A 24,832-nucleotide genomic window follows, 5' to 3' on the forward strand; every position below is an offset into this window, starting at 1 on the left:
AGCTTTGCTGCAAGTTCCTGCACCTTGTCGGCGTTAGCCTGGAGGGCGGAGCGAGCGTTCCAGGAACCGTCCAGGAACTGACCGCGAGGGCCATCAGCCAAAGTGAGGGCGATGGTTTCGTCGCCCAGCTTCAGGGTGCGCTTGTCGGTGCTGGTTTCCAATTCCTTGGAGGGGTTTGCTTCGATCCATGCGAGAATCTTGTCGGCGGTAGCGTGGTCTACCTTGTAGCAGGGAACGCCCAGGGCGACGCAGTTGCCGAAGAAAATTTCGGAGTAGCTTTCAGCGATGATGGCCTTGATGCCCCAGCGCTTCAGAGCCTGCGGAGCGTGTTCGCGGCTGGAACCGCAACCGAAGTTCTGGTTGGAAACCAGGATGGTGCCGTTCTTGTAGGCCTGGTCACGGAAGGGGTGAACCTTGCCCTGTGCTTCGAGGCCTGCGATGTCGTCGGCGAAAGCGTTTGCGCCAAGACCTTCGAAGGTCACGCACTTGAGGAAGCGAGCCGGAATGATACGGTCGGTATCGATGTCGTTACCGCGAACAGGAACGCCGGAACCTTTAACGATGTCAATAGAATTCATTTTTAAATCTCCTTAGCGTTACTTGATGTACTTGCGGACGTCGGTGACCTTGCCTTCGATTGCAGCAGCTGCAACCATGGCGGGGCTCATCAAAATGGTACGGCCAGTGGGGGAGCCCTGACGGCCCTTGAAGTTACGGTTGCTGGAAGATGCACTTACCTGGCGGCCCTTCAGCTTATCCGGGTTCATGGCAAGGCAGAGAGAGCAGCCGGCTTCACGCCATTCTGCACCAGCATCCTTGAAGATCTTGTCGAGACCGAGAGCTTCTGCTTCCACCTTGATCTTCATGGAACCAGGAACGACCCACATCTTGACGGTGTCGGCAACCTTGTGGCCCTTGATGATTTCTGCTGCGGCCTGGAGGTCGGACAAACGACCGTTGGTGCAGGAGCCTACGAAGGCGATGTCGATGGGGGTGCCGATCATCTTGCCACCTTCTTCCCAGCCCATGTATTCATAAGCTTCGGAGATGACCTTCTTTTCGGAGCCTTCGAATTCAGAAATCTTCGGCATGTTGTCGTTGAGCTGGATTGCCTGTGCCGGAGTGATACCCCAGGTCACCATGGGTTCCAGGTTGTCGCAGTTGATTTCGATTTCGTCGTCGAACTGTGCGTCGGCGTCGGTAGCCACGGACTTCCAGTAGGCAACAGCTTCATCCCACTTGTCTGCCTTGGGAGCGTAGGGCTTGCCCTTCAGGAATTCGAAAGTCTTTTCGTCGGGGTTGCAGTAGCCAACGCGTGCGCCGCCTTCGATAGCCATGTTACAGATGGTCATACGGCCTTCCATGCTCATAGCTTCGATAACCGGGCCTGCAAATTCGTAAGCGTAGCCAACGCCGCCGTTCACGCCAAGCTTTGCAATGTAGGCAAGTGCTACGTCCTTAGCGGTAACGCCAGCCTTCAAGGTGCCGGTGAAGTTGATGCGGCGGGTCTTGAGGGGGCTCATGGCCAAAGTCTGGGTAGCGAGAACGTCTGCCACCTGGCTAGTACCGATACCGAAGGCGATTGCGCCGAAGGCACCGTGGGTAGCGGTATGGGAGTCACCGCAAGCGACGGTCATACCCGGCTGGGTCACGCCTTCTTCCGGGCCAACGATGTGGATCACGCCCTGTTCGCAGGTCTTGGGACCAAAGAACTTGATGCCGTTACTTTCGGTGTTCTTTTCGATATGGGAGAACATTTCTTCGGAAATGCCGTCCTGGAGGGGGCGGTTACGTTCCGGGAAAGTGGTGGGAATAATGTGGTCAACGGTAGCGAAGGTGCGTTCGGGGAACAGCACCTTGGTGCCATCTTCACGAAGGGAAGCGAAAGCCTGGGGGCTGGTCACTTCGTGGCAGAGGTGGAGACCGATGAAAAGCTGGCACTGGCCGCTGGGGAGCTTAGCAACAGTGTGGCTTTCGAAAATTTTCTGGTATAATGATTTTCCCATATTGTGTCTCGTTTGTTTGTGGGCCTGTACTAAACAGGCTCAAATAAAATTTGCAAGGTAAAATTTAACAAAAAATCAGTAGGTTTCTGTGTAAAACGGGGGAAATAGCGCCTGTTTCATTTGACCCCCGTCACGTTGGTTATTGCTGTAACCACTTTGTAAGGAATGATAAAATTATATTTGGGAAAAACGATATATATTATAATGGAACCCTATATAAAGGCACAGTTATGAAATTTAAACATTTTGGCTTGTTTGCTGCTTTACCCCTACTGGCCATGACTGCTTGTTCCGACGACTCGTCCTCTTCTGGCAACAATGTTGTTGACCAGCCTGTCGTAGATTCCCTTCAAAACCCGATTCCGGGATATACAGATCCGAACGTCAATCCGGGAACGACAATCCCTGGCGGTACAGTGACACAGCCTGGTGTTACTGATCCTGGTATTGGTGGCAACGGAGGTTCCACTGTTGTGGATGACCCGACTACAGAACCTGAAGTAAATATTGCAGATACCCCGATTTCTGAAGATGAAAAGAAGGATGACGGAACGGGATCCGTTAATTCCCTTGCTTTTAGCATCAAAGGTGTTGCCGAAGGTCCCTTCCTTGAAGGCTCCACAGTGAAGGTTTCCAGTGTCGACATTAAGACAATGGCTCCCACAACTGAGGCCGCATCCAGCAAGGTCTCTAGCAAGCTCGGTGGTTACTCTGCTTCTGGCAACCTGACTTCTGCAGTCGCAAGCATCGAAGTCAATGGTAAGTTCCTGAATACATCCACAGGTGAAACCAACGGAACTACCACCATGAAGGCCTATGTTGACCTTCGTGATCGCTCCTCTGCCAATGTAAACCTTCTGACCACCCTGGAATACGACCGTATTCAGTACCTGGTTTCTCAGAAGGGTTTGAGCTTCACTGCTGCTAAGTCTCGCGCCCATAAGGAAGTTTTGGCTGCCATGGGCTTTGTTCAGGACTCAACCCAGTTTGAAGATATCTCCATTTACAATAGGAATGCTGCCGCAGTCAACCTGTTGGCAATCACCGTTGTTTCCATTACAGAACGTTCTGTAACAGATTTCAATGCTGCTGTTGCATCCATTGCCGCTGATATTGCGTTGGATGGTAAGTGGGACGACATGTCTCTCAAGGCTAGCCTGGCTGACTTTGCCTATACACTGGACATCGGCTATCCCAAGTTCGTTATCGAAGACTGGAATAATAACGCCGATATCGAATACTTCAAGGGTATGTCCGACTACTTCTGGGCTGAACAGTATGGCCTGGGTTCCTGCGGTCCGAAAAACCAAAACGAAATCAAGCCGAATGCCAATACGGTCAGTGTCAACGCTTCCAGCATGTTCCTGTGTGTTGACTCTGCATGGCAGGTCGCATCTGATAAGTATCTTGCAAACTACCTTGCTACACAGCTCTTTGGCGCCTGCACTGAAAGTAACGCTGGTGACATGAAGGCCAATGCTGAAGGTAACTACTTTGTCTGTAAGAAGAGCCTTTGGGCTGTAGCAACCGATGCTGACATGAAGAGCATGGAAATTGCATCTTCTAAGGGTGCTTGTAATGCAACAAGCGAAGGCAAGGTTGTATCCCACGAATCCGCCTACTACATGTGCATATCTTCCACCTGGACCAAGCTTGCAAAGACTCCTGTGGATTACTCCAAGGGTCGTGCCATGAACAAGAAACTCGGTCGAGGCGTGAACTTCGGTAACTCCTGGGATGCTCCGGGTACTGGTGATGGTGCATGGAGCAATCCTATTGGTGATGGTGACTTTGCTGCTGTCAAGTCTGCTGGCTTCAACTCTGTCCGTCTTCCGGTTCGTTGGTCGGCTGGTGTAGATGCCCAGCTTAACGGCGTTAAGGAAGACGTTCAGTTGGCATTGAAGGCTGGCCTTACAGTGATTGTCAACAGCCATCATCATGACAATCTTTATTCTGCTGCAAAGAATGGCAATTTCGATGGTGCACTTCAGAATTTCGCCAATGAATGGAAGAAGGTGGCTCAGGCCTTTGATTCCTTCCCGGATGACGCCCTTGTCTTTGAAATCTTCAACGAACCTCATGACATGACCCAGGATCAGGTGAACAAGATCATGACCACGGGCTACAATGCGATTCGTTCTGTATCTAAGGGCAAGACCATCATGTTTGAATCCAATGGCTATGCAAAGTTTGCCATGATTCCCAAGCTGGATCTTCCCAATGATGGCAATATCATTGTGACTGGCCATTACTACGAACCCTATACTTTCACTCATCAGGGCCATGGTTACGACTGCAATGGTAATGCGAAGGATGGCATTAGCGCAATGCCTGGCCACTTCTCCAGCTACTATGAAGAAATCGCCCTTACCTTCCCGGATATCAATGGTGGTACCGTGCCTATCAATATGGGCGAATTCGGTGTTGCCAACAAGGGTAGTTGCTCTGCTATTTCCGATGCAAAGCGTGAAGCTTGGACCGACGCCGTGGTGGCACAGGCCGAAAAGTACGGTATGAGCTGGCACTATTGGTGCTACAAGAACTGCGGTGGCTTCGAAGCTTCCAATGGCGGTTCCTGGCACGGCAACATGCTGAACGTCTTCAAGAAGTACTTCAAGTAGTTACTGACTTTTTCTCCTTCAAAAGGCCGCAGGGGTAACCCTGCGGTCTTTTTGATTGGCTTTTGACCGGATCTTTGGACTGCTTACAAAAAAAGGCCTTCGACTTTCCGAAGGTCTTTTTGAATTTCCAAGAGCGTAGAGCGTTTTTGATTAGTATTCTTCCAGCTGGGTTTCGAACTGGTATTTTTCCTTGTAGTAGGCAAGCATTTCGCTTGTGCTGGTGAAAGCGCCTGCACGGATTGCGTTGCGGACTTCGGGATCGTTTCTGGACATTTCCACGATCTTTGCGTCAATATCCTTGAACATCAAGGTGTTTGCTGCCATGGCAACGTGGTTCTGGTTGAAGTTCAGCTTGTAGCCTCTTTCCAAGGTCTGGAACAACTTGCTCTGGCATTCATTTTCAGGAGGATTGCGCTTTACAACAGGCATGTAGCACTTGTTGATGTATTCCTGCTTCAGTTCGACAATCATCTGGTCGATTGCGGGGATATTATGGTCGGGATCGTGACTTGCAAGTTCTGCCTTAGGGGTTACGATTCCGGAGCATCCGGTAAGGAGGGTGGCTGTCATGGTTGCTGCGAATGCGGCACGGGCCAAAACACTAAACTTCATTTAATCTAATCCTTTTTTTCGCCTTTTTACCAAATCCCTAATTCCGGTTTTAAAGTTATTTAAATGCGGTATCTTTGGCGAGTGCTAACTCGTAACATTTCGGTTACAAATTGGCGAAAAAAGAAAAATAAAAGCTTTTTTGAGTGTGTTTTCGAAACCTTAGTGAGCCGTGTCACAGAATATTTTTGTTGAGATTTTTACAACAAAAACAGGCTATGGACTGTTGGGCTTGAACATGTAGAACCACTGGATAGGATCTATCACCTTGTAGTGTACATTGCCGATGGTCTTAGGTCCGTTCTTGTCGATTAGACCCGTTACCACGTGGGCGTGAGGCCCGGTGGTGTGGCCTGTTGTTCCAACGGTTGCGATCGGGTCGCCAGCCATGACTTCCTGGCCATCAAGGTAGAGAAGCTTGTCGCAGTGCATGAATATGATTACGTCCTTTTCGCGGACAAGACCAATGATGACGCCCCCACGTTCATCGCGACTTGTCCAAGCCTTGGCGGCAAAGGGCGCGAGAATTCTTGCTCCAAAGCGGCTTGCCAGGTCGATGCCATTGTGCTGGCGTTGCGTTGTGCTTGCGTTGGCGTGGTAAAATTCAGTCAGGTAGCTGACGCTATCGGAGACGATGGATGTCCAGTACTTCCATGCGGCACCGATGGAATCGGATGCGGTCTTGTCAAAGAAATCGGGACGGGAGAACTTGATGATTGTTCCCTCGGGGGGAATGTTGAAGTTGTTCTTTTCCCAGCTGTCTCTCTCGTAGCCGTTTTCGTCCATGGTGACATCAACATACTGGGCGATCATCTTTTCGTTGGTAATCAATGCGTTGAATCGGCCAATGGCGTAGCGGGCGATACGCTGCATGCTCTCCTTTCCGTCAAAAGTATATTCGAAGGAAGGTGCTACGGAAAGTTTGTCCCTTTCGTGGATGCGGTCTCGGTTGTTTGAAATCTCGGGACTGATGGTCGTTACGAAAAGGAAGGGTATGGCTATGACCAGGAGGAGTATCAGGGGGAAGAACTTCCTGAATACATTGGGAATGCCGTCTAGGGGATTCTTCCTTAAAATCTGGATCTTATGGATGGATTCCAGAATTCTCGCGAAATCGGAAGGAGTTTTCTCCCAGTTGCACTTGCGGATTTCCTTGTACATGGATTCGCTTCTCTTTACCGCATGGAATGCGTTGGGAAAGCGTTTCTTGTTTGGAGGTACGGGAATCTTCCAGAGTAATGGAATTTCGCGGATTGATTTTCCATCTTCGATAAAGATGGATGCGTCTTCGATGCTGTCGCTGTCGACAACGAGTAGCCTTCCCAGCAGGCTCATGTAATGGGCTTCCTCATCCGAAACTTCCTGGGGGAGGATGCCTACAATCTGGGGGCAGTGCGGCTTTATCTGCTGGATGTTGTGATAAAGGTTTCTGAACTGGTCGTCGTCCTTCGGGAGAGCCTTGATTCCAGAGATAAGCCAACCGCTCTCGCATGAGTTTAGCTTGTCTAGGACGTTCTTTTCGAGAATGCCCTGCAGCAAGTCGGTGACGGAGAACGGGGCGTTGCCCTTGAGGCTCATCTTGCCGGAAAAATCCACAATAACAAAACGGGCGCCGGCGTTAAGTGCCAGCGCACAGTTTTGCAAGGTTTCCAAGGGAATTTCCGATTCGCCGGGGAAGGCGAAAAGGGTTAGACCACCTTGCTTGTAAAGGGAGTCCAGAACCTTTTTCTGCATTGGGCTTTAATTATGCCTTCTGGGTGCCGCGAGGATAGGTGAATCCTGCAGGAGGTGCTGCAACGAACTTGTCCACCTGGAGGTAGAGTTCTTCGGCAGATGCAGAGGGGTTGAAGTAGATTTCCTGGTTGCGGTTCTGGGTACGGCCCTTGAGGGGTTCGCTACGGCGAGAACGGCTGACGATGCCCAGGGGGAGAACTTCCAGCAGGGGAAGCAGACCGAAATAGCGGAACAGGCTGAAATTCTTCTGCCAGGTGGAACGTTCTGCGAGAACTGCGAAGGTGCCGTCGAAGATGGACTTGGACTGGAGAAGTTCATCGGAACTCATGATCACCAATTCGTGGTTGGTGGGGAAGTTGTTCACGAAGTTGTTCATGTCACCCTTGAGGTAGGTGGGGTCGCAGAGAAATACGAATTTCATAGTTTAATCCTGTTTTTGAGTTTTTTCTCAAGATACATATTTGAAATGGCTTTGTCACTAATTTGAACCCCTCTGGAAGGTGCCCCAGAAGAAAATTTGTTGCATTTTACAAAAAATTTACAAAAAGGCGCGAGGACGAAAAAAGACCCCGGTTTTGCCCCTAAAATGGTGTCGAAAGGGGATGTTGACGTAACTTCTTGATTGTCAATGAGTTACAAAAAATGATCTAGTTTGTCAATGGGTAAATTGCCGAATTTTGCCAAAAAAACGGGTTTTTAGGGAGAAATGACCAGGAAAAACATTATATTTGTGACAAAACACACACTCCCCGCTAGTGTGTACGATTTTTTGTGAAAGCAAAATACTTGTTCTAGTGGATGGATTTTTAGGGAGATTAAAATGAAAAGAAAACATTGGTCTGTAGCAGCCCTCTTGGCCTCGGCAGGATTGCTCGCATCTGTGGGTGTTGCCCAGGATGGAGCCGGGGATGCATCGGCTGTTGAAAACAACGCCCCTTCCGTAAATGGAATTCCGGGTGAATCCATTGATGAAGGCGGCAAGTTCGCTCCCATCAAGTTGGATAACTATGTATCCGATGATATGGATAAGCCGAACCAGCTGAAGTGGTCCGTTACCGGAAACAAGAAGCTGAAGGTCAGCATTTCTCCGGATCGTGTTGCAACGATCGAAACTCCGGACCAGTACTGGAACGGTAACGAAGACATTACCTTCGCAGCCACCGATACCAAGGGTGCCGTGGGTTCTGAAACCGTTAACTTCAACGTCGAATCCGTAAACAATCCTCCGGTGGTGGCTCAGATTCCTGACCAGACCATCGACGAAGGCAAGAAGTTCGCCAAGATCAAGCTTGACGACTACGTGACCGACCCTGACCATCCCAAGAACCAGATGCTTTGGGAATTCGACATCCAACCGGCAGGCAAGGATCAAGCTGACGGCGACCTGAATGTGGAAATCGACCCGAACCGTGTTGCAACGATCGTCATCCCTGATACCAACTGGTACGGTGCAGCCAAGATCAAGTTTACTGCAACCGATGGCGAATACGCCAGCGATTCCAAGACTGCCACCTTTACGGTGAACGCAATCAACGATGCTCCGGTTATCCAGAAGATTCCCGACCAGACCATCGAAGAAAAGAACGAATTCGAATCCATCAGCCTCTCTGACTTCATTAGCGATGTGGATGATGATGTTTCCAAGATTAAGTGGACTGTTGCCGGCGGCAAGGACCTGAAGGTCGAAATCGACAAGTACGGTTCTGCAAACGTCAAGATTCCCAACGAATTCTGGAACGGCTCCGAAACCTTTACCTTCACTGCTACTGACCCGGCTGGCGCTTCTGTCAGCACCAAGGCCACCTTCACTGTGAAGTCCATCAATGATGCTCCTGAATTTGTACAGGATATTCCTGAACAAACTATCGATGAAAAGCAGGAATTCAAGCCCATTGAACTTGACAAGTATATCAAGGATCCGGACCACTCTTTCGAACAACTTAAGTGGACCATTTCTGGCAATAAGGACCTTAAGGTCACTATCGCAGGCAAGACTGCAACCATCAAGACTCCGAACAAACTCTGGAATGGTTCTGAATCCATCAAGTTTAACGTTTGCGACCCTGAAGGCGCTTGCGTTGAATCTGAAAACAGCTTCACTGTAAATTCTGTGAACGACGTTCCGGAATTTGTAAAGCAGATTCCGAACCAGACCATTGACGAAAAGAAGACCTTCGCCAAGATTAAGCTCGACGAGTTTGTCAAGGATGCAGACCATAAGAATTCCGAACTTTCCTGGGAAGTTGATGTTAAGCACCAGGGCAAGGAACCGGAATCTGGTACCCTCAATGTGAATATCGATGAATCCCACGTGGCATCCATCGAAATTCCGGATAAGTACTGGAATGGCACTGCTGTAGCAACCTTTACCTGCACAGACCCGGATGGTGCTTCCATCAAGCAGCCGGTGACCTTCACTGTCAAGTCCATTAACGACCTGCCGGTATTCACCAAGATTCCTGACCAGAACATCGAAGAAAAGAGCGAATTCTCTTCCATTGTCCTGGACGAATATCTGTCCGACGCAGACCACGACATCTCCAAGCTGAAGATCGATATTACCGGCAATAAGGATATCAAGGTCGACCTGAACAACAAGACTCGCGAAGTTTCCTTCAAGACTCCGAGCGAACTCTGGAATGGTTCCGAAACCCTGACCTTTACCGCAACCGACCCGGAAGGCGGTGTTGCCAAGACTCAGATGAAGCTTTCCGCTAAGTCCATCAACGACCCTCCGGTCATGAAGGATATTCCGGAACAGTCCATCAAGGAAAAGGAACAGTTCAAGACTGTTGAACTGGACAAGTATGTAGATGACCTCGACCATGAAAAGGCCAAGCTGAAGTGGACCATCACCGGCAACCGTGAACTCAAGGTTGCTGTCGATGGCAACCGCGTCATGAAGGTCACTCCGCCTAGCCCCCAGTGGAACGGTTCTGAAACCTTGACCATCAAGGTTACTGACCCCGAAGGCGCTACCGATGAACGCTCTGTAGCCTATACCGTGGAATCTGTAAACGATGTTCCGGAATTCACCAAGCAGGTTGCAGCTCAGACTATCAAGGAAAAGGCTCAGTTCCAGCCCATCAAGCTGGGTGAAATGGTGCGCGACCTTGACCACAAGCTTAGCGACCTGAACTTCTCTGTAGAAGTCAAGTCCACCATCAAGGGTAAGGAAGCTGGCCTCAATGTTGAAATTGATGCCCAGAAGGTTGCCAAGATTATCATTCCGAACAAGTTCTGGAATGGTGCTGACGAAATCACCTTTACCGTTACCGACCCCGAAGGTGCAAAGGCTTCCTCCAAGGCTCTGTTCACTGTCCAGTCTGTGAACGACGTGCCTGTCCTTACCAAGATCCCTGACCAGATGATTGATGAAAAGCAGGAATTTGCTTCTATCAACCTGGCAGAACTTGTAACCGATGACGACCATGCCTTCAATCAGCTGAAGTGGACTGTTACCGGCAACAAGGCTTTGAAGATCGATATCGACAAGAATGGCGTTGCAACCATCAAGACCCCCAATAAGCTCTGGAATGGTTCTGAAAAGGTTTCCTTTGCCGTAGCTGACCCGGAAGGCGCTACTGCAAAGTCCGACGCCGTATTTACCGTGAAGTCCATTAACGATGCTCCGGTGATGAAGGACATTGCAAACCAGACCATCAAGGAAAAGGGTGAATTCAAGCCCATTAACCTGAATGACTTTGTTTCTGATGAAGACCACGAAAAGGGTAAGCTGAAGTGGACTGTTTCCGGTAACAAGGACCTTAAGGTTGTTATTGATGCCAACAAGGTTGCAACCGTTACTGCTCCGAGCAAGAACTGGAATGGTTCTGAAGCAATTACCTTCACCGTTACCGACCCTGAAGGCGCTTCTGACAAGCGTATCGTTACCTTTACCGTTGAATCTGTCAACGACCTGCCTGAATTTGTAAAGCCCATCAAGGATCAGACAATTCAGGAAAAGCGTGAATTCGCCATTATCAACTTGAATGAAGTTGCCAAGGACCCGGACCACAAGCCGGAACAGCTGTCCTGGAGCTTCGATATCAAGCCGGCTAAGGGCGCTCCTAAGAACTACACTCCGCAGCTCACTGTGAAGGTTGATGACCAGCGCATGGCCAAGATCGTTATTCCGGACAAGTACTGGAATGGCTCTGAACAGATTACCTTCAAGGTGGAAGACCCGGAAGGCGGCAAGGCTACTTGCACTGCTCTGTTCACCGTTTCCTCTGTAAACGATGCTCCGACCATTGGTAAGATTGAAGACCAGGCAATCAACGAAAAGGAACAGTTCAAGGACTTTAACCTGTCTCAGATTGTTAAGGATCCGGATCATGCCTTTGACAAGTTGAAGATTGAGGTCTCCGGCAACAAGGACCTGAAGGTCAGTGTTGCTAAGGACGGCGCTGTTTCCGTCAAGACTCCGAATGCTCTCTGGAATGGTACAGAAAAGTTGACCTTCACTGTCACCGACCCGGAAGGTGCTTCTGCCAAGGCTATGGCAACCTTCTCCGTGAAGTCCATTAACGACGCTCCGGTGATGAAGGATATTGCAAACCAGACCATTAAGGAAAAGAGTTCCTTCAAGTCCTTCAACCTGGATAGCTTTGTTGAAGACCTTGACCATCCGAAGAACAAGCTGAAGTGGAAGATTGAAGGTGCCAAGGAACTCAAGGTTTCCATGGACGCAAGCCACAATGTGTCTGTGAACCAGCCGAACCCCAACTGGCATGGTGCAGAAACCATCAAGTTCACCGTCACTGACCCGGAAGGTGCTTCTGATAGCCGTTCCGTCGTCTTCACTGTTGAATCTGTAAACGACGCTCCGGCATTTGTCAAGGATCTGAAGGACCAGTCCATCGACGAAAAGAAACAGTTCCAGCCCATCAAGCTTGATGAACTGGTCAAGGACCCGGACCACAAGAATTCCGAATTGAAGTGGACCTTCGATGTCAAGCCCGTCAAGGCCGGCGCTGCTGCCAAGGGCAAGAAGGGTGCTAAGGCTGAAGAGGCTCCTGCTGGTGAAACTTTGAAGGTTAAGGTTGATGCCCAGAATGTGGCTACCATCGTTATCCCGAACAAGTACTGGAATGGTGCCGCCGACATTTCCTTCACCGTTACTGACCCTGAAGGAGCCAAGGTTACCAAGATGGCTCGCTACGAAGTTCGCTCCATCAACGATCCTCCGAAGATCTCCGATAAGGCTCCGAAGGGCGAAACCATCAAGGAAAATGGCGTATTTAAGACTATCGACCTGTCTACTCTTGCATCTGACCCCGATCACAAGGCTACTCAGCTGAAGTGGTCTGTCTCCGGCAACAAGGGCCTGAAGGTGGATCTCCGTAAGGATAACACTGCTATCATCTCTGTTCCGAACAGCCAGTGGAATGGTAAGGAAATGATTTCCTTCACTGTCACTGACCCGGAAGGCGCTTCTGCAACTCACAAGATGAACTTTGAAGTGACCCGAGTGAACGATGCTCCGGTACTGAAGCCGATTCCTGCTCAGAAGATCAAGGAAAAGCAGCAGTTCAAGCCCATTAAGCTTGATGAATTCGTTACCGACCCGGATAACAAGGCTAGCGAACTGAAGTGGACTGTCTCTGGTAACAAGAAGCTGAAGGCTGAAATCAACGGCAGCCGCGTGCTTACTGTTTCCGCTCCGGATCAGTACTTCTGGTGCGAACCCGAAATGCTGGTAATCCAGGTTTCCGACCCGGATGGTGCAACAACTTCCGTGACCACGACCTTCGAAATCACCTCTGTGAATGATGCTCCTGTCATGAAGGATATCCCGGCACAGAAGATCAAGGAAAAGGGTCAGTTCAAGGAAATCGATCTGAACAAGTTTGTTAAGGATCCGGACCACCGTAACGACCAGCTCACTTGGGAAGTTAAGGTAGCTAAGGTTTCTGCCGCAGCTCCCGCCAAGAAGCCTGCCAAGAAGGCTCCTGCCAAGAAGGGCAAGAAGGGCGCTAAGGAAGAAGCTGCCGAACCTGCAGCGGAACCGGTTGACGAATTCCAGGTGGAAGTTGATAGCAAGAACATTGCTCGCATCAAGCTTGCCAATAAGTACTGGAATGGTGAACGCAACGTGACCTTCACTGTGAAGGATCCGGAAGGCGCCTCCGACTCCAAGACGGTCAACTTCCTGGTTGAGTCCGTAAACGATGCTCCGGAAATCAAGCCTATTGCAATTCAGTCCATTAAGGAAAAGGAAAGCTTCAAGGCTATTGACCTGTCTGAATATGTTTCCGATCCGGATCACAAGTTCGAACAGCTTAAGTTTGAACTGGCTCCGGCCCGTGCTCTCAAGGCTTCTATCAATGCCAAGAAGCAGCTGGTTGTGTCTACTCCGGATAAGTTCTGGAATGGTACTGAAAAGCTGAAGCTGGATGTGTTTGACCCGGAAGGAGCAAAGGCTACCCAGCAGATCACCTTCGAAGTTACTCCGGTGAACGATCCTCCGGTAATCAGCAAGATCGATGGCCAGAAGATCAAGGAAAAGGAAAAGTTCCAGATTGTTGACCTGTCCAAGGCTGCAACTGACCCGGATAACAAGCCCAACGAACTTAAGTGGACTGTTTCCGGCAACAAGGATTTGAAGGTCGATATCAAGGGTAACCGCGCCCAGATTCTGACTCCGAACCCCAACTGGTTCGGTAAGGAAACCTTGACCTTCACGGTTAAGGATATTGCTGGTGCATCTGCCTCTGCCAAGGCCACCTTCGAAGTGACCCCGGTAAACGATCCTCCGACCTTGAAGCCTGTTCAGCCTTTTGTCATTGATGAAAAGAAGACCTTTGCTCCCTTCGACTTCAGCAAGGTTGTAAGCGATCCTGACAACAAGCTGGATGAACTCGTTTGGACTTTGGATAACGAAACTCCGGCATCCAAGAACGCAAAGAATGCTCCTGCAAAGGGCAAGAAGGCTAAGCCGGCCAAGAATGCTGAACCTCCTGTAAAGCATGAAATCAACTTCAGCATTAGCGACAAGGGCGTTTTGACTGCTGAAATTCCGAACAAGTACTGGAACGGTTCTGAAACTGTGACCGTGAATGTCTTTGACCCGGCTGGCGAAAAGGCTTCTGTCCAGGTTAAGTACACTGTTAAGCCGGTGAACGATCCTCCTGTTGTGAAGGAAATCCCGGGCCAGGAAACCTTGGAAGGCAAGTCCTTCAAGCCCATCAAGCTGGACAACTACGTTTCCGACCCCGACCACAAGGTTCACGAAATCAAGTGGAAGGTCACCGGTGCTAAGAACCTTGCAGTTGAAATTTCTGGTGGCCGCGAAGCTGTAATCAAGCCCAAGAAGGCCGACTGGTTTGGCGAAGAAACTCTGGTCTTCACTGCTCAGGATCCTGCTGGTGGTATGGACAAGACTGTTGCCAAGTTCGTTGTTAAGCATGTAAATGCAGCTCCGATCATGCGCGATATTCCGGACTTTACCATTAAGGAAAACGAAAACAAGGGTGTTGTTGCCAAGATTAAGCTTGACCAGTATGCTCGCGACAAGGACCATCGCTTCGATGAACTGAAGTGGAGCTTTACTGGAAACAAGTTCTTGACCGTTAAGTACGACAGGAACACCAAGACCGCCATTGTTGCAATGCCTCATGAACACTGGAAGGGCAAGCCGGAACGCATCACGTTCACGGTAACGGACCCCGAAGGTGCAAAGGCTAGCAGAACCGCAACCTTCACTGTGATTGCTGTGAATAATCCTCCGGTAGCAACTGCTCAGACTTACATGACCCAGGAAGGTGACGAACTTAAGGTTCCTGCTTCCGAAGGTCTGATGGCTGGTGTTGTTGATCCTGATGGTGAAAAGCCGGTTGCAGTACAGCTGGTCATGAAGCCCCGCAATGGTAAGATGACCCTCAACGAAAAGGATGGCTCCTTCACCTATATGCCTAACAAGGGCTTCTCTGGCCTTGATGAATTCAGCTTCAAGGTCAAGGATCCGGGTGGCATGTACTCTCAGGTGACTACTGCGGAAATCAACGTATCCTTCAAGATGAAGGATCTTCGCGGTGGCATGAAGAAGGAAGAAGCCAAGAAGGAAGATCCTAAGGAAGATTCCAAGAAGGAAGATCCTAAGAAGGACGCCAAGGGCAAGAAAGGCAAGAAGGGTAAGAAGCGCTAATCCTTAGCGAACCTTAATGTCGAAAAAGCTCCGTCGGAAACACCGGCGGGGCTTTTTTGTATGTAATGCATGGATGTTGAGAATATCTCACTAAAAATGTGAAAAATTCCCTAAAAATGGATGAAAAAGGGGGGTATGGAGATAGATTATAATTGGATGTTTTGGGTTTTCCGCGGATTGACTTGGCGGAAACGTATTCCAAAGGATGGTTTATGGGTATTAAGTCTTTTAGAAAATCCGTTCTGGTTTCCTTGGCTTTTGGGCTGGCTGGTTCCGCAGCCGTGGCTGCTGAATCTCCGGATTATGTTTGGAACGCAGTCAGTATGGGCGGCGGTGGCTTTGTAAGTGCCGTTATCGCATCTCCGGTAGATAAGGGCCTGTTCTACGCAAGAACAGACGTGGGTGGCGCCTACCGCTGGAATGAATCTACCTCCCGTTGGGAATCCCTGATGGACTGGGTGGACGTAAGTGAACGAGGCCTCCTTGGCGTAGAAGCCATTGCCGTAGACCCTAAGGAAAGCGATGTGGTCTACATGATGACCGGTACCAGCTACTGGAATAACGGTCGTACCGCATTCCTTCGCAGTAAGGATCGCGGTAAGTCCTGGGATGTTCTTTACACGTGGGACGAAGATGGCTATAAGGGTAAGAAGGTTACCCGCTTTGGAGCCCATGGTAACGGTATGGGCCGAGGCAATGGCGAAGCCTTGGCCATTGATCCCAACGATTCCAAGATTATGTTCTACGGATCCAAGAACAAGGGCCTGTGGAAGTCCGAAGACAATGGTGATAACTGGACTCATGTAGACGCCTGGACAAAGGCTGCTGGCTCCGATACCACCTGGAACGGTTCCGGCTTCAGTTTTGTTCAGTACGCCCCTGGCAGTTCCAAGGTCCTGTATGCCGGTTTCCTTCGTGAAGGAACAACCAAGAACGGTGCGTTTGAAAATGTGTTCAAGTCTGAGGATGGCGGCGAAAGCTGGAAGGCTTTGCCTATTCCCGATAGCCTGCGAACTACAGCGGGCGGTGGCATTGTACGTCTGATGCCTCAGCGTGCCGTGGTTACCAAGGACGGTAGCGCCATGGTGGTTACCTTTGCCGATGGTGCCGGCCCCCATTCCATGGGCTGGGACGAAGGCTGGGGCCCCATCTGGGACGGCTTTGGTCGCGGTGCTGTGCTGAAGTGCGATTTGAAGACCGGTATGTGGAAGGATGTCTCTCCCGAAGATAATCTGGATGGAAAGGGCGAAGAAAAGTACGACATGACGGATTACTCCAATACCAAGGAGTACGAATATATTGCACCCTATGGCGGCATCACCATCAATCCTAATGACGACAAGGAAATGGTGGTAACCACGGAAGGTTACAATGGTCCTCAGTTCTGGTACAAGAAGGGGGAGGATGGCAAGGATGTTTGGAGTGACCGCTGGGGTTCCAATATTTTCCATACCACAGACGGCGGCGAAACCTGGGTGGCATCTTTCCGTTATTACTGGATGGAAGGTGGAGTTTTCCCCACCACACAGCAGATGGACGCCAATGGCATTGGCTGGATGCATGACGGTTCTATTCACTGGGCCGGCAGCGTTGCCATGGATCCCTTCGATCATAATCGAGTCTTTGTGACTTCGGGTAACGGTATTTTCCGTACGGATAACCTGAACGACTATACCATCAAGAAGGCAGAAAATTCCTGGTCTTCCGATGAAATTACCATGAACCAGGTTTGGCATTTCAGCGCCCATGGCGTTGAGGAAACGGTGCCTTTCGAAGTGGTCAGCATTCCAGGTGGCCCCATGATTTCTGTCATCGGTGACTACGATGGTTTCCGTCATGACGACATTACCAAGTTCCCTCAGTATCGCCATACGACGAATGTGAGCGGAACGCCTGTTCCTCTGGGAACTACCCAGGGCCTGGCATACGCCCCTAAGTCCGGTAAGCTGGTGAAGGTTGCCAACGCTCGTAAGTACGAAGGCAAGTACAGCGATGTGCCTATTGAACCGTTGCAGTTCTCCAGTGATTCTGGCCGCACATGGACTGTGGGAACCTACTGCAAGCTTGACGAAAAGATTGCGAACGGTTCCGCCGCCATTTCTACGGATGGCGAAGTAGCTTTGTTCGTTCCTATGGAAGGTAGCACCAGTGTCTACCGCTATAGTAACGCAGCCTATACGGAAGTTTCCGGCATTGACAACAAGTCCTTTGTGGTGGGTGATCCTGAAAACGCGGATGTGTTCTACGCCTACAACAAGACGGAAGGCAAGTTCTACAAGAGTTCCGACAAGGGAGAATCCTTTACTGCTGTGGGAACACCGGGTGTAAGTATCTTCAAGAAGTTCCGTGCAATTCCTGGCTACGAAGGCGACCTGTGGCTGCCTATTGCGGAACAGGATGAGAAGGGAATGCCCAAGAGCGGCTCCCTGCAGCATTCTACCGATGGCGGCAAGACATGGAAAGCCGTGGAAGGTGTTGGCTACTGCGAAGCTGTTGGCTTTGGCGTTTCCAAGGATGGAAAGGGTTATCCCGCAATCTACATCTTTGCAACCGTCGGTGATGTGACTGGCGTATTCGGTAGCGATGACCAGGGTAAGACCTGGACTCGTGTAAACGATGATGGTCATGAATTCGGCGGCCTTGCCAATGGTGAATTTGTCATGGGTGACATGAATACCTACGGCGTTGTGTACATGAGTACTGCTGGCCGAGGCGTTGCCGTTCGTATTCCTTCCAAGTGGGGGATGGGAGCCTCTGATTCTGAAGGCACGACCAAGGTTGTCTCTTCTCCTGTGAAGACATCCATGGCTAAGGTTGGTTACGTTCATGGCAATCTGGAATTGACCTTGAATTCCGCAACTTCTGTGCAGCTTTCTGTATTCGATATGCAGGGCCGCAAGATGTTCAGCAAGACCTACAACAGAAATACTTCTGTGCCGGTCAAGAGCCTGCTGAACGCCAAGGGAAGTTACTTTGTCCGAGTCGATGATGGAAAGCAGGTGCTGTTTGCCAACAAGATCATTGTGGCTAAGTAAATAACAAACTAAAAATAAAATCGGGCTGAAGTCGGCCCGATTTTTTGTATAAAGAAATCCGCAGGTTTTTGGCCTGCGGACTTTTTAGATTCTTGAGAAGATTACTTCTTCTTGTTGGCCTTGGACTTAGTCTCGTACCATTCATCGAAGGTGATGGAGCGGTCGAGGACACCATCCGGAGTCAGTTCCAGAACGCGGTTTGCAACGGTCTGTGCAAATTCGTGGTCCTGGGTGCAGAAGATGATGGGACCCTGGAAAGCGGTTAAGCCGTTGTTCAGGGCGGTAATGGCTTCCAAGTCCAGGTGGGCGGTAGGTTCATCCAGCAGCAGGCAGTTTGCGTTGCTGAGCATCATCTTGGAAAGCATGCAGCGGACCTTTTCACCACCGGAAAGAACGTTACAGCACTTCAGGGCTTCTTCGCCGGTGAAGAGCATACGGCCGAGGAATCCGCGGATGAAGGTTTCATCCTGTTCCTTGCTGTACTGGCGCAGCCAATCCACCAGGGAGAGGTCGCTCTGGAAGAAGGCATCGTTGTTCTTGGGGAAGTAGTTCTGAGTGATGGTGTTACCCCACTTGATGACGCCTTCCGGTGCCGGGGTTTCGCCAGCGATGAGCTGGAAGAATGCGGTCTTGAGAGTGCCGTATTCGCCAACCAGGGCAACCTTGTCGCCTGCGTTCAGCTTGAAGTTCAAACCCTTGCAGACAATGCCGTCGCCACCGTCGATGGTTGCGTTGTTCACTTCCAGCACGATCTTGCCCGGTTCACGATCCATCTTGAAGTTGACCCAGGGGAACTTACGGCTGGAGGCCGGCATTTCTTCCACGGTCATCTTGTCCAAAAGCTTCTTACGGGAAGTGGCCTGCTTTGCCTTTGCTGCGTTAGATGCGAAGCGGCGAATAAAGGCCTTCAATTCTTCGATCTTTTCTTCGGCACGGCGGTTCTGGTCCTTGCGCTGCTTCTGGGCCAGCTGGCTTGCGGCGTACCAGAATTCATAGTTACCACCGTAGATGTTGATCTTGCCGTAGTCGATATCGCAAGTGTGGGTGCAGACTGTATTCAGGAAGTGACGGTCATGGCTCACTACGATCACAACGTTTTCGAAACGTTCCAGGTAGTCTTCCAGCCAGGCGACGGTATCCAAGTCCAAATGGTTGGTGGGTTCGTCAAGCAGAAGGATGTCGGGGTTGCCAAAGAGGGCCTGTGCCAGGAGCACGCGGATCTTCTGGTTGCCATCCAGGTCTGCCATGAGGCTGTAGTGGAATTCTTCAGGAATGCCAAGACCCTTCAGGAGAACGGCTGCGCTGGAGTCGGCTTCGTAACCGCCGATTTCGCCAAAGCGGGTTTCGATTTCCATGGCCTGCATGCCCTGTTCCTCGGTCATTTCGGGAAGTGCATACAGCTCGTCACGCTTCTTGCCCAACTCATAGAGTTCCGGATAGCCCATCATGACGGTTTCCAGAACGGTGTTCTGTTCGTAGGCGAAGTGGTCCTGCTTAAGGACGGCGATACGTTCACCCGGATTTTTGGTGACTTCACCGGTGTTGGGTTCAAGATCACCGGAAAGGATCTTGAGGAAGGTGGATTTGCCTGCGCCATTTGCGCCGATAACGCCGTAGCAGTTACCGGGCTTGAAAGAAAGGTTCACTTCCTTGAAAAGGACGCGGCTGCCATACTGAAGACTTACATTTGAAACATTTAACATGGCGCCAAATTTAGAAAATTTTATTGAACCTTAAAGAGCTTCTTTCCGTTCAGGCTGTATTCAATCCAGCGATTTTCCGCATCCTTGCGCAGAATGCTGATTTTGCCGTTGTTTTGGACCAGACGGATTTTGCGTTCTGCGGCCGGTGCTGCGACAGTACGGCTGATTGCGGCTGGATCAACATTGGGATTTTCAACGGGAATTTCAGACGGCTTGGTTCCACTCAGCTCTGTGGTAAGGCCTGCAGCATTCTGCTTGGGATTGTCGATATCGTCGATAATGTTGCTGAATACGCCTGTCATGAGGGATGTTCCAAACCAGCCAAGGAACTGCTCAAAGTACATTTCATTATGGAGAGTGTCTTCTTCAAGACCGCTTGGGTCTACAGCGAGACCGAAGTAGTCTGCATCCTTGTCGTAGAATTTTGCCATTTCGAGGCTGAAGGCCTTTTGATCGTCTTCAGTACCGACTGCCATGGCGGCAGTTGCCCACATACCGATGGTCATGGGGCTGTGTTCACGACGATGGCGGGAAATGGTTCCACCCATCATATCGGTCCAGATATCGGCTTCTGGCAGCAGTTCTCCGTTGAGCTGGTAGAAGTTTGCTGCAGGTGCTCCGCCCTTGCTATTGAGAAATTCCATAGAGTTCCTGAGGATTGCTGGGTGCTCCACATGGCGTTCATCATACGCTGGGCATGGTCAAGGTATTTCTTGCCGGAAGGATCTGTATAGTCTTGCCATTTTCCGGCCTGAACCAGTTTGTCTGCAAAGATTAGAGACATGATAATGTCTTCTTCTGCGTCAGTGGCTGCACCAGTAGATTTTTTCCCATCGGGAAGAAGCTGCCAGTCGTAGAAGTTTCCGTTCCACATACTGCTGTTAGCTGCAGACCAAATCTTGTTGAACGTCTCCTGGTCATTGGCGTACAAGGCCACAAGCATGCCGTAGCCGACGGATTCGCTTACAGCGTCTCCCGGGTATTCGCTCTTGTAACGGTGAATCAGCCCTGGACCAACATTGCTGTTTTCATAAGGCTCTATGTTTCTTTTCTTAAGTCCGTCCCAGGTCTTGTCCAGGACCTTGTTCCAGAAAGCTGCATCAACTTTGGGCTGTGCATTGGGAATGTCCATTACTGCGTTGGAAGTTGTCACAGCTCCGCAGATTGCAATTGCCACTGCGGTAAGAATTTTGCTCTTCATAAAACCTTCTCCAAAACTTGTTTCCTATAAAATAGTTTCATGCTATTGCTTTATAGGATCTTTTAAGTTGAATAGTGTTTTCTGCAGTAACAGGACTTTATGTATAGAAAATAAAAAGGGATGCCGACTTGCATCGACATCCCTTTTAGCGTAAGTTGAGTGCAGAGAGCGTAAAGCTGAGAGTTTAAAGCCTAAAGAAATATGCAGAACAAACCTGCAATTACTTTAATCTTTAACCTTTGATCTTCAACCTTTCTCCTTTCCGCTTTTATGCGTTGTTTGCCTGTTGGGTTCTTGCCTGGTTTGCCTTTTCCAGTTCGCGGGCGTTGATAATCAGCATCTGCAAACGGTTTTCGATGTTTGCGAAGCTGGTATCCGGATCGTAGTCCAGGGACAGGATCTGGATATGGGGGCAACGTTCCTTAACAGCCTTGGAAAGGCCGCGGCCGGAAATGTGGTTTGCAAGGCAGGCGAAGGGCTGCAGAATGATATGGCTGTTGATGCCATGCTGGGAGTTGTACAGAATTTCGCCCGGAATCAGCCAGCCTTCGCCGGTGTTGTAGGTGGGGTCAATAATGTCACCAACCATGTGGATCAATTCGTAGCAGTCTGCATGATGTTCGTACAGCTTGAAGCGAGCTTCCATTTCCTTTTGGACTACGTTCAGGGCGTGGGTGTAAACCTTGGCGGTTGCACCACCGATGACGCGGTCTTCCAGCGGATTGGCGGAGAAACCGCGCTTCAGCTTTTCGGCCTTTACGATTTCGTCCACGCGGAAGAAGTCGGTCATGCCCGGCAGGTAGACTTCCATGCCGTTGTTCATCAGGTATTCTTCGATGAAGCCGTTGGCACTGGGATGGTAGTTCATGAGGATTTCGCCAAGCACGGCAACGCGAGGCTTGCGGATACCCTTCTTACGATCCTCGGTGATTTCAACAGAGTTGAATGCATCGATGGTCTGGCGGAAGAGCTCGATCACTGCAGTGGGCTTAGCCAATTCCAGCTTGGAAAGGATTGCCGCACGTTCCATGACCTTGGGCATCCATTCGTCGTAGACCTTCTGGGTGTCGCCGGCGTTAACTTCGTAGGGGCGAAGTGCGCGGTACATGATTTCGATGGCATCCATGGTCACGAGGCCCCACAGCATGTGGAGACGGAAGTCGAGACCAAGGGCAAAGCCCGGATGCATATTCTTGTTATCGGTACCGGTGGTGATGATGGAAACATCCTTGTAGCCGGCTTCGTCCAGAGCCTTACGGGCAAGAACCGGGTACTGCACGGCGCGGCAGTTTTCGCAGTTCTTGGAAAGACCGATGGAAACTTCGGTCTGCTTGACTTCGGGATGCTGTTCCAGCCACAGGAGGTTTTCGCCGATGTTCACCTGGCAGGGGAAGCAGATGTCGTTGTGGACAAACTTCTTACCCAGTTCGATGGCGCGCTTGTCTGCCACGGGGAGGCTTGCTGCCTTGTAACCCTTGGCGCGCATATAGGCTGCAGCCAGCACGCTGAAAGCGGGGGAGAGGTTCGGCACCAGGATGGTACGGCGTTCCTTGTCTTCCTTGAGGAACGGCGTGGTGAAGAGCGGTTCGTTGGATTCCGGCTTGTCGGGCAGGTTTGCTGCACGGCGGGCCTTCACGGTTTCGATAAAGCTCTTGATACGGATGCCTACAGGGCCGCGGGCGTCGCCTTCGTCCAGCTTCAGCATCAGCATTTCCTTGTTGGAATCGCGATGCAGCATGCGCATCATTTCGTCGGTCAGGATGGAGTCATGACCGCAACCGAAGCTCACGATCTGGGCCAGTTCCACGTTGGGGTCCTTGGCGGCAATCATGGTTGCGCCAAGCATACGCAGGTGGAAGGTGTTCTTGATTTCCACGCGGGTGGAACTGGGAACATCCTGATCGTATACGCCCGGGAGGGACTCGGTGGTAAGCACCGGAATGCCCATGGCGGTAAAGTGGGTGGCGATGTTGTGGTTGATCAGCGGGTCCACATGGTAGGGGCGGCCGGCAATCACAACGGCAAAGGTGTTCTTTGCGCGGACATCGTCCAGAATCTTCTGGCCTTCTTCCAACAAGGTGGTGCGGTAGTTGTTGAGGGCCTTTTCGCCTTCATCTACAGCCTTGGAGATAAGCTTCTTGTCCAGGTTCCAGTGTTCATGGAACCAGTCGATGGTCTGGGAACGGCGCAGCTTGGCGTTGAACCAGTGGAAGATGGGCTGATCCATGGGAATGTTGAAGTTACGTTCCGGATCGTCGGTGTTCTTACAGACGTTGGGATAGGCCTGGACCACGGGGCAGACGGCGGTTGCGTCAAACTTGGTGTGGTCACTGGGAACAGAAACCATCATGGGGAAGAAGATGCGGTCCACCTTCTTGTCTACAAGGGAGAGCACGTGGCCGTGGACCAGCTTTGCCGGGAAGCAGACGGTGTCAGAAGGCACGCTGTGGAGGCCTGCTTCGAACATCTTGTAGTCGGAGCTGCGGCTTACAACAACGGTGTAGCCGAGGCTTGTGAAGAATGCCTTCCAGAAGGGGAGGGAGGCCCAGAACTCAAGAGCACGGGGAATACCGATGGTCTTCTGAGTGCCGTCGGCCTTCAGCTGCGGTTCTACCAACTTGGCCGGTGCGTAGTCCTTTACCAGGAGCTGGTTGGTGCGCTTGATCATGTCGGGCACAGACATCATCTTCTTGTTGATTTCTGCAATCAAGGCCTTGGTCTTCGGATCGTTGGGGTCGGCGGTGACTTCACCGCGTTCGCAACGGTTGCCGGTGACGAAGCTCTGGCCATCGCTAAAGGTCACGATGGTACGGGAGCAGTGGTTGGTGCAGTACTGGCAGAGCTGACCCGGCTGGTTGTGCCAGCTGAAGGTCTTCATGGCGTCGAGGCCGATGAAGCTGGACTTCAGTTCCGGATTTTCCTTGCGCTTTTCTTCCATGTACTTCTTGGTGAGGAGCGCAATACCGATAGCGCCCATTTCACCCGGACGTTCCGGACGGATGGGCTTGAGGCCGGTGTACTGTTCAAAGGCGCGGAGCACAGCGTTGTTCTTGAAGGTACCGCCCTGCACAACCACCTTCTTACCGAGGGTGTTGAGGTTACGGATACGGATCACCTTGGTGAACACGTTGTTGATGATAGAACGGCAGATACCTGCGATAATATCTTCGGGCTGCTTACCATCACGCTGTTCGGTGATGATGGAGCTGTTCATGAACACGGTGCAGCGGGAACCCAACTGAGAGGGGCTCTTGGCGTTGAATGCCATTTCTGCAATCTTTTCCATGGGGATACCCAGGGAGCGGGCGTAGGTTTCGATGAACGAACCGCAACCGGAGGAGCAGGCTTCGTTAAGGATAATACCGGTAACCACGCCGTCCTGGACGGAGATTGCCTTCATGTCCTGACCACCGATGTCCAAGATGAAGGATACGTCGGGGCAGAGGCGCTGGGCAGCGTTTGCGTGGGCAACGGTTTCAACAGTGTGGTAGTCTGCATGGACTGCCTTGGCGAAAAGCTGTTCGCCATAACCGGTGGTACCTACACCTAGAATGTTAAGCTTGCAACCGTATTCTTCGTAACGGTCGATAAGCTCATTCATGGCGCGCTTGAGCACGGCCAGAGGTTCACCGTCGTTGGAGGCGTAGAAGCCGTCCACGATGTTGTCCTGTTCGTCCATCAACACGAACTTGGTGGTGGTGGAGCCGGCGTCGATGCCCAGGTAAACGTTCAGTTCGGAGCCGGAGGCGGGCTGCGGGTAGTTGTTGCCTGCCA

Annotated in this window: 12 protein-coding genes; 3 read left to right on the forward strand and 9 right to left on the reverse strand. The window is 50.9% G+C overall.

Annotated features, from left to right (window positions below; all coding sequences use genetic code 11):
• Positions 1 to 578: 3-isopropylmalate dehydratase small subunit (locus tag MJZ26_11620; protein MCQ2106426.1), on the reverse strand; the 578-nt coding region annotated here is incomplete at its 3' end.
• An 18-nt stretch (positions 579 to 596) separates the two neighbouring features.
• A complete protein-coding gene (gene leuC, locus MJZ26_11625) occupies positions 597 to 2,006 on the reverse strand; it encodes a 3-isopropylmalate dehydratase large subunit (protein ID MCQ2106427.1) in 1,410 nt (469 codons plus the stop codon).
• 230 nt (positions 2,007 to 2,236) lie between these two features.
• Here leuC and MJZ26_11630 point away from each other — a divergent pair, with 230 nt between their 5' ends.
• On the forward strand, positions 2,237 to 4,627 hold the full coding sequence (locus MJZ26_11630; protein ID MCQ2106428.1) for a glycoside hydrolase family 5 protein: 2,391 nt from the start codon (positions 2,237 to 2,239) through the stop codon (positions 4,625 to 4,627).
• Positions 4,628 to 4,777: 150 nt separating this feature from the next.
• Here MJZ26_11630 and MJZ26_11635 read toward each other — a convergent pair whose 3' ends face one another.
• The 3 genes from MJZ26_11635 to MJZ26_11645 all read right to left on the reverse strand — a co-directional run bounded on the left by MJZ26_11635 (position 4,778) and on the right by MJZ26_11645 (position 7,391).
• Positions 4,778 to 5,239 carry a hypothetical protein gene (locus tag MJZ26_11635; protein ID MCQ2106429.1) on the reverse strand — a complete coding sequence of 154 codons (462 nt, stop codon included), beginning with the start codon at positions 5,237 to 5,239 and terminating at the stop codon, positions 4,778 to 4,780.
• A 213-nt stretch (positions 5,240 to 5,452) separates the two neighbouring features.
• The gene (locus MJZ26_11640; protein MCQ2106430.1) at positions 5,453 to 6,970 is read right to left on the reverse strand and encodes a M23 family metallopeptidase; all 1,518 of its coding nucleotides are present in this window, start codon (positions 6,968 to 6,970) and stop codon (positions 5,453 to 5,455) included.
• Between the two features lie 10 nt (positions 6,971 to 6,980).
• Positions 6,981 to 7,391, reverse strand: a complete 411-nt coding sequence (locus MJZ26_11645) for a hypothetical protein (GenBank protein MCQ2106431.1) — start codon at positions 7,389 to 7,391, stop codon at positions 6,981 to 6,983.
• A gap of 399 nt (positions 7,392 to 7,790) precedes the next feature.
• Here MJZ26_11645 and MJZ26_11650 point away from each other — a divergent pair, with 399 nt between their 5' ends.
• Positions 7,791 to 15,119, forward strand: coding sequence for a tandem-95 repeat protein (locus MJZ26_11650; protein MCQ2106432.1), 7,329 nt, complete (start codon positions 7,791 to 7,793; stop codon positions 15,117 to 15,119).
• 212 nt (positions 15,120 to 15,331) lie between these two features.
• The gene (locus MJZ26_11655; protein ID MCQ2106433.1) at positions 15,332 to 18,154 is read left to right on the forward strand and encodes a T9SS type A sorting domain-containing protein; all 2,823 of its coding nucleotides are present in this window, start codon (positions 15,332 to 15,334) and stop codon (positions 18,152 to 18,154) included.
• A gap of 101 nt (positions 18,155 to 18,255) precedes the next feature.
• Here MJZ26_11655 and MJZ26_11660 read toward each other — a convergent pair whose 3' ends face one another.
• The 4 genes from MJZ26_11660 to MJZ26_11675 form a co-directional block, all read right to left on the reverse strand.
• Positions 18,256 to 19,857, reverse strand: a complete 1,602-nt coding sequence (locus MJZ26_11660; GenBank protein ID MCQ2106434.1) for an ATP-binding cassette domain-containing protein — start codon at positions 19,855 to 19,857, stop codon at positions 18,256 to 18,258.
• A gap of 20 nt (positions 19,858 to 19,877) precedes the next feature.
• Positions 19,878 to 20,501 carry a hypothetical protein gene (locus tag MJZ26_11665; protein ID MCQ2106435.1) on the reverse strand — a complete coding sequence of 208 codons (624 nt, stop codon included), beginning with the start codon at positions 20,499 to 20,501 and terminating at the stop codon, positions 19,878 to 19,880.
• A complete protein-coding gene (locus tag MJZ26_11670) occupies positions 20,405 to 21,058 on the reverse strand; it encodes a glycosyl hydrolase family 8 (GenBank protein MCQ2106436.1) in 654 nt (217 codons plus the stop codon). The genes MJZ26_11665 and MJZ26_11670 overlap by 97 nt, the downstream gene beginning before the upstream one ends.
• A gap of 268 nt (positions 21,059 to 21,326) precedes the next feature.
• Positions 21,327 to 24,832: acyl-CoA dehydratase activase-related protein (locus MJZ26_11675; GenBank protein ID MCQ2106437.1), on the reverse strand; the 3,506-nt coding region annotated here is incomplete at its 5' end.

The organism is Fibrobacter sp., assembly GCA_024398965.1.
Taxonomy (GTDB): domain Bacteria; phylum Fibrobacterota; class Fibrobacteria; order Fibrobacterales; family Fibrobacteraceae; genus Fibrobacter.

Coding starts and splice junctions, on each gene's coding strand:
- MJZ26_11640 (MCQ2106430.1), bottom strand. CDS start 6,970: ATGCAGAAAAAGGTTCTGGACTCCCTTTACAAGCAAGGTGGTCTAACC.
- MJZ26_11660 (MCQ2106434.1), bottom strand. CDS start 19,857: ATGTTAAATGTTTCAAATGTAAGTCTTCAGTATGGCAGCCGCGTCCTT.
- MJZ26_11665 (MCQ2106435.1), bottom strand. CDS start 20,501: ATGGAATTTCTCAATAGCAAGGGCGGAGCACCTGCAGCAAACTTCTAC.
- leuC (MCQ2106427.1), bottom strand. CDS start 2,006: ATGGGAAAATCATTATACCAGAAAATTTTCGAAAGCCACACTGTTGCT.
- MJZ26_11650 (MCQ2106432.1), top strand. CDS start 7,791: ATGAAAAGAAAACATTGGTCTGTAGCAGCCCTCTTGGCCTCGGCAGGA.
- MJZ26_11655 (MCQ2106433.1), top strand. CDS start 15,332: ATGGGTATTAAGTCTTTTAGAAAATCCGTTCTGGTTTCCTTGGCTTTT.
- MJZ26_11670 (MCQ2106436.1), bottom strand. CDS start 21,058: ATGAAGAGCAAAATTCTTACCGCAGTGGCAATTGCAATCTGCGGAGCT.
- MJZ26_11645 (MCQ2106431.1), bottom strand. CDS start 7,391: ATGAAATTCGTATTTCTCTGCGACCCCACCTACCTCAAGGGTGACATG.
- MJZ26_11635 (MCQ2106429.1), bottom strand. CDS start 5,239: ATGAAGTTTAGTGTTTTGGCCCGTGCCGCATTCGCAGCAACCATGACA.
- MJZ26_11630 (MCQ2106428.1), top strand. CDS start 2,237: ATGAAATTTAAACATTTTGGCTTGTTTGCTGCTTTACCCCTACTGGCC.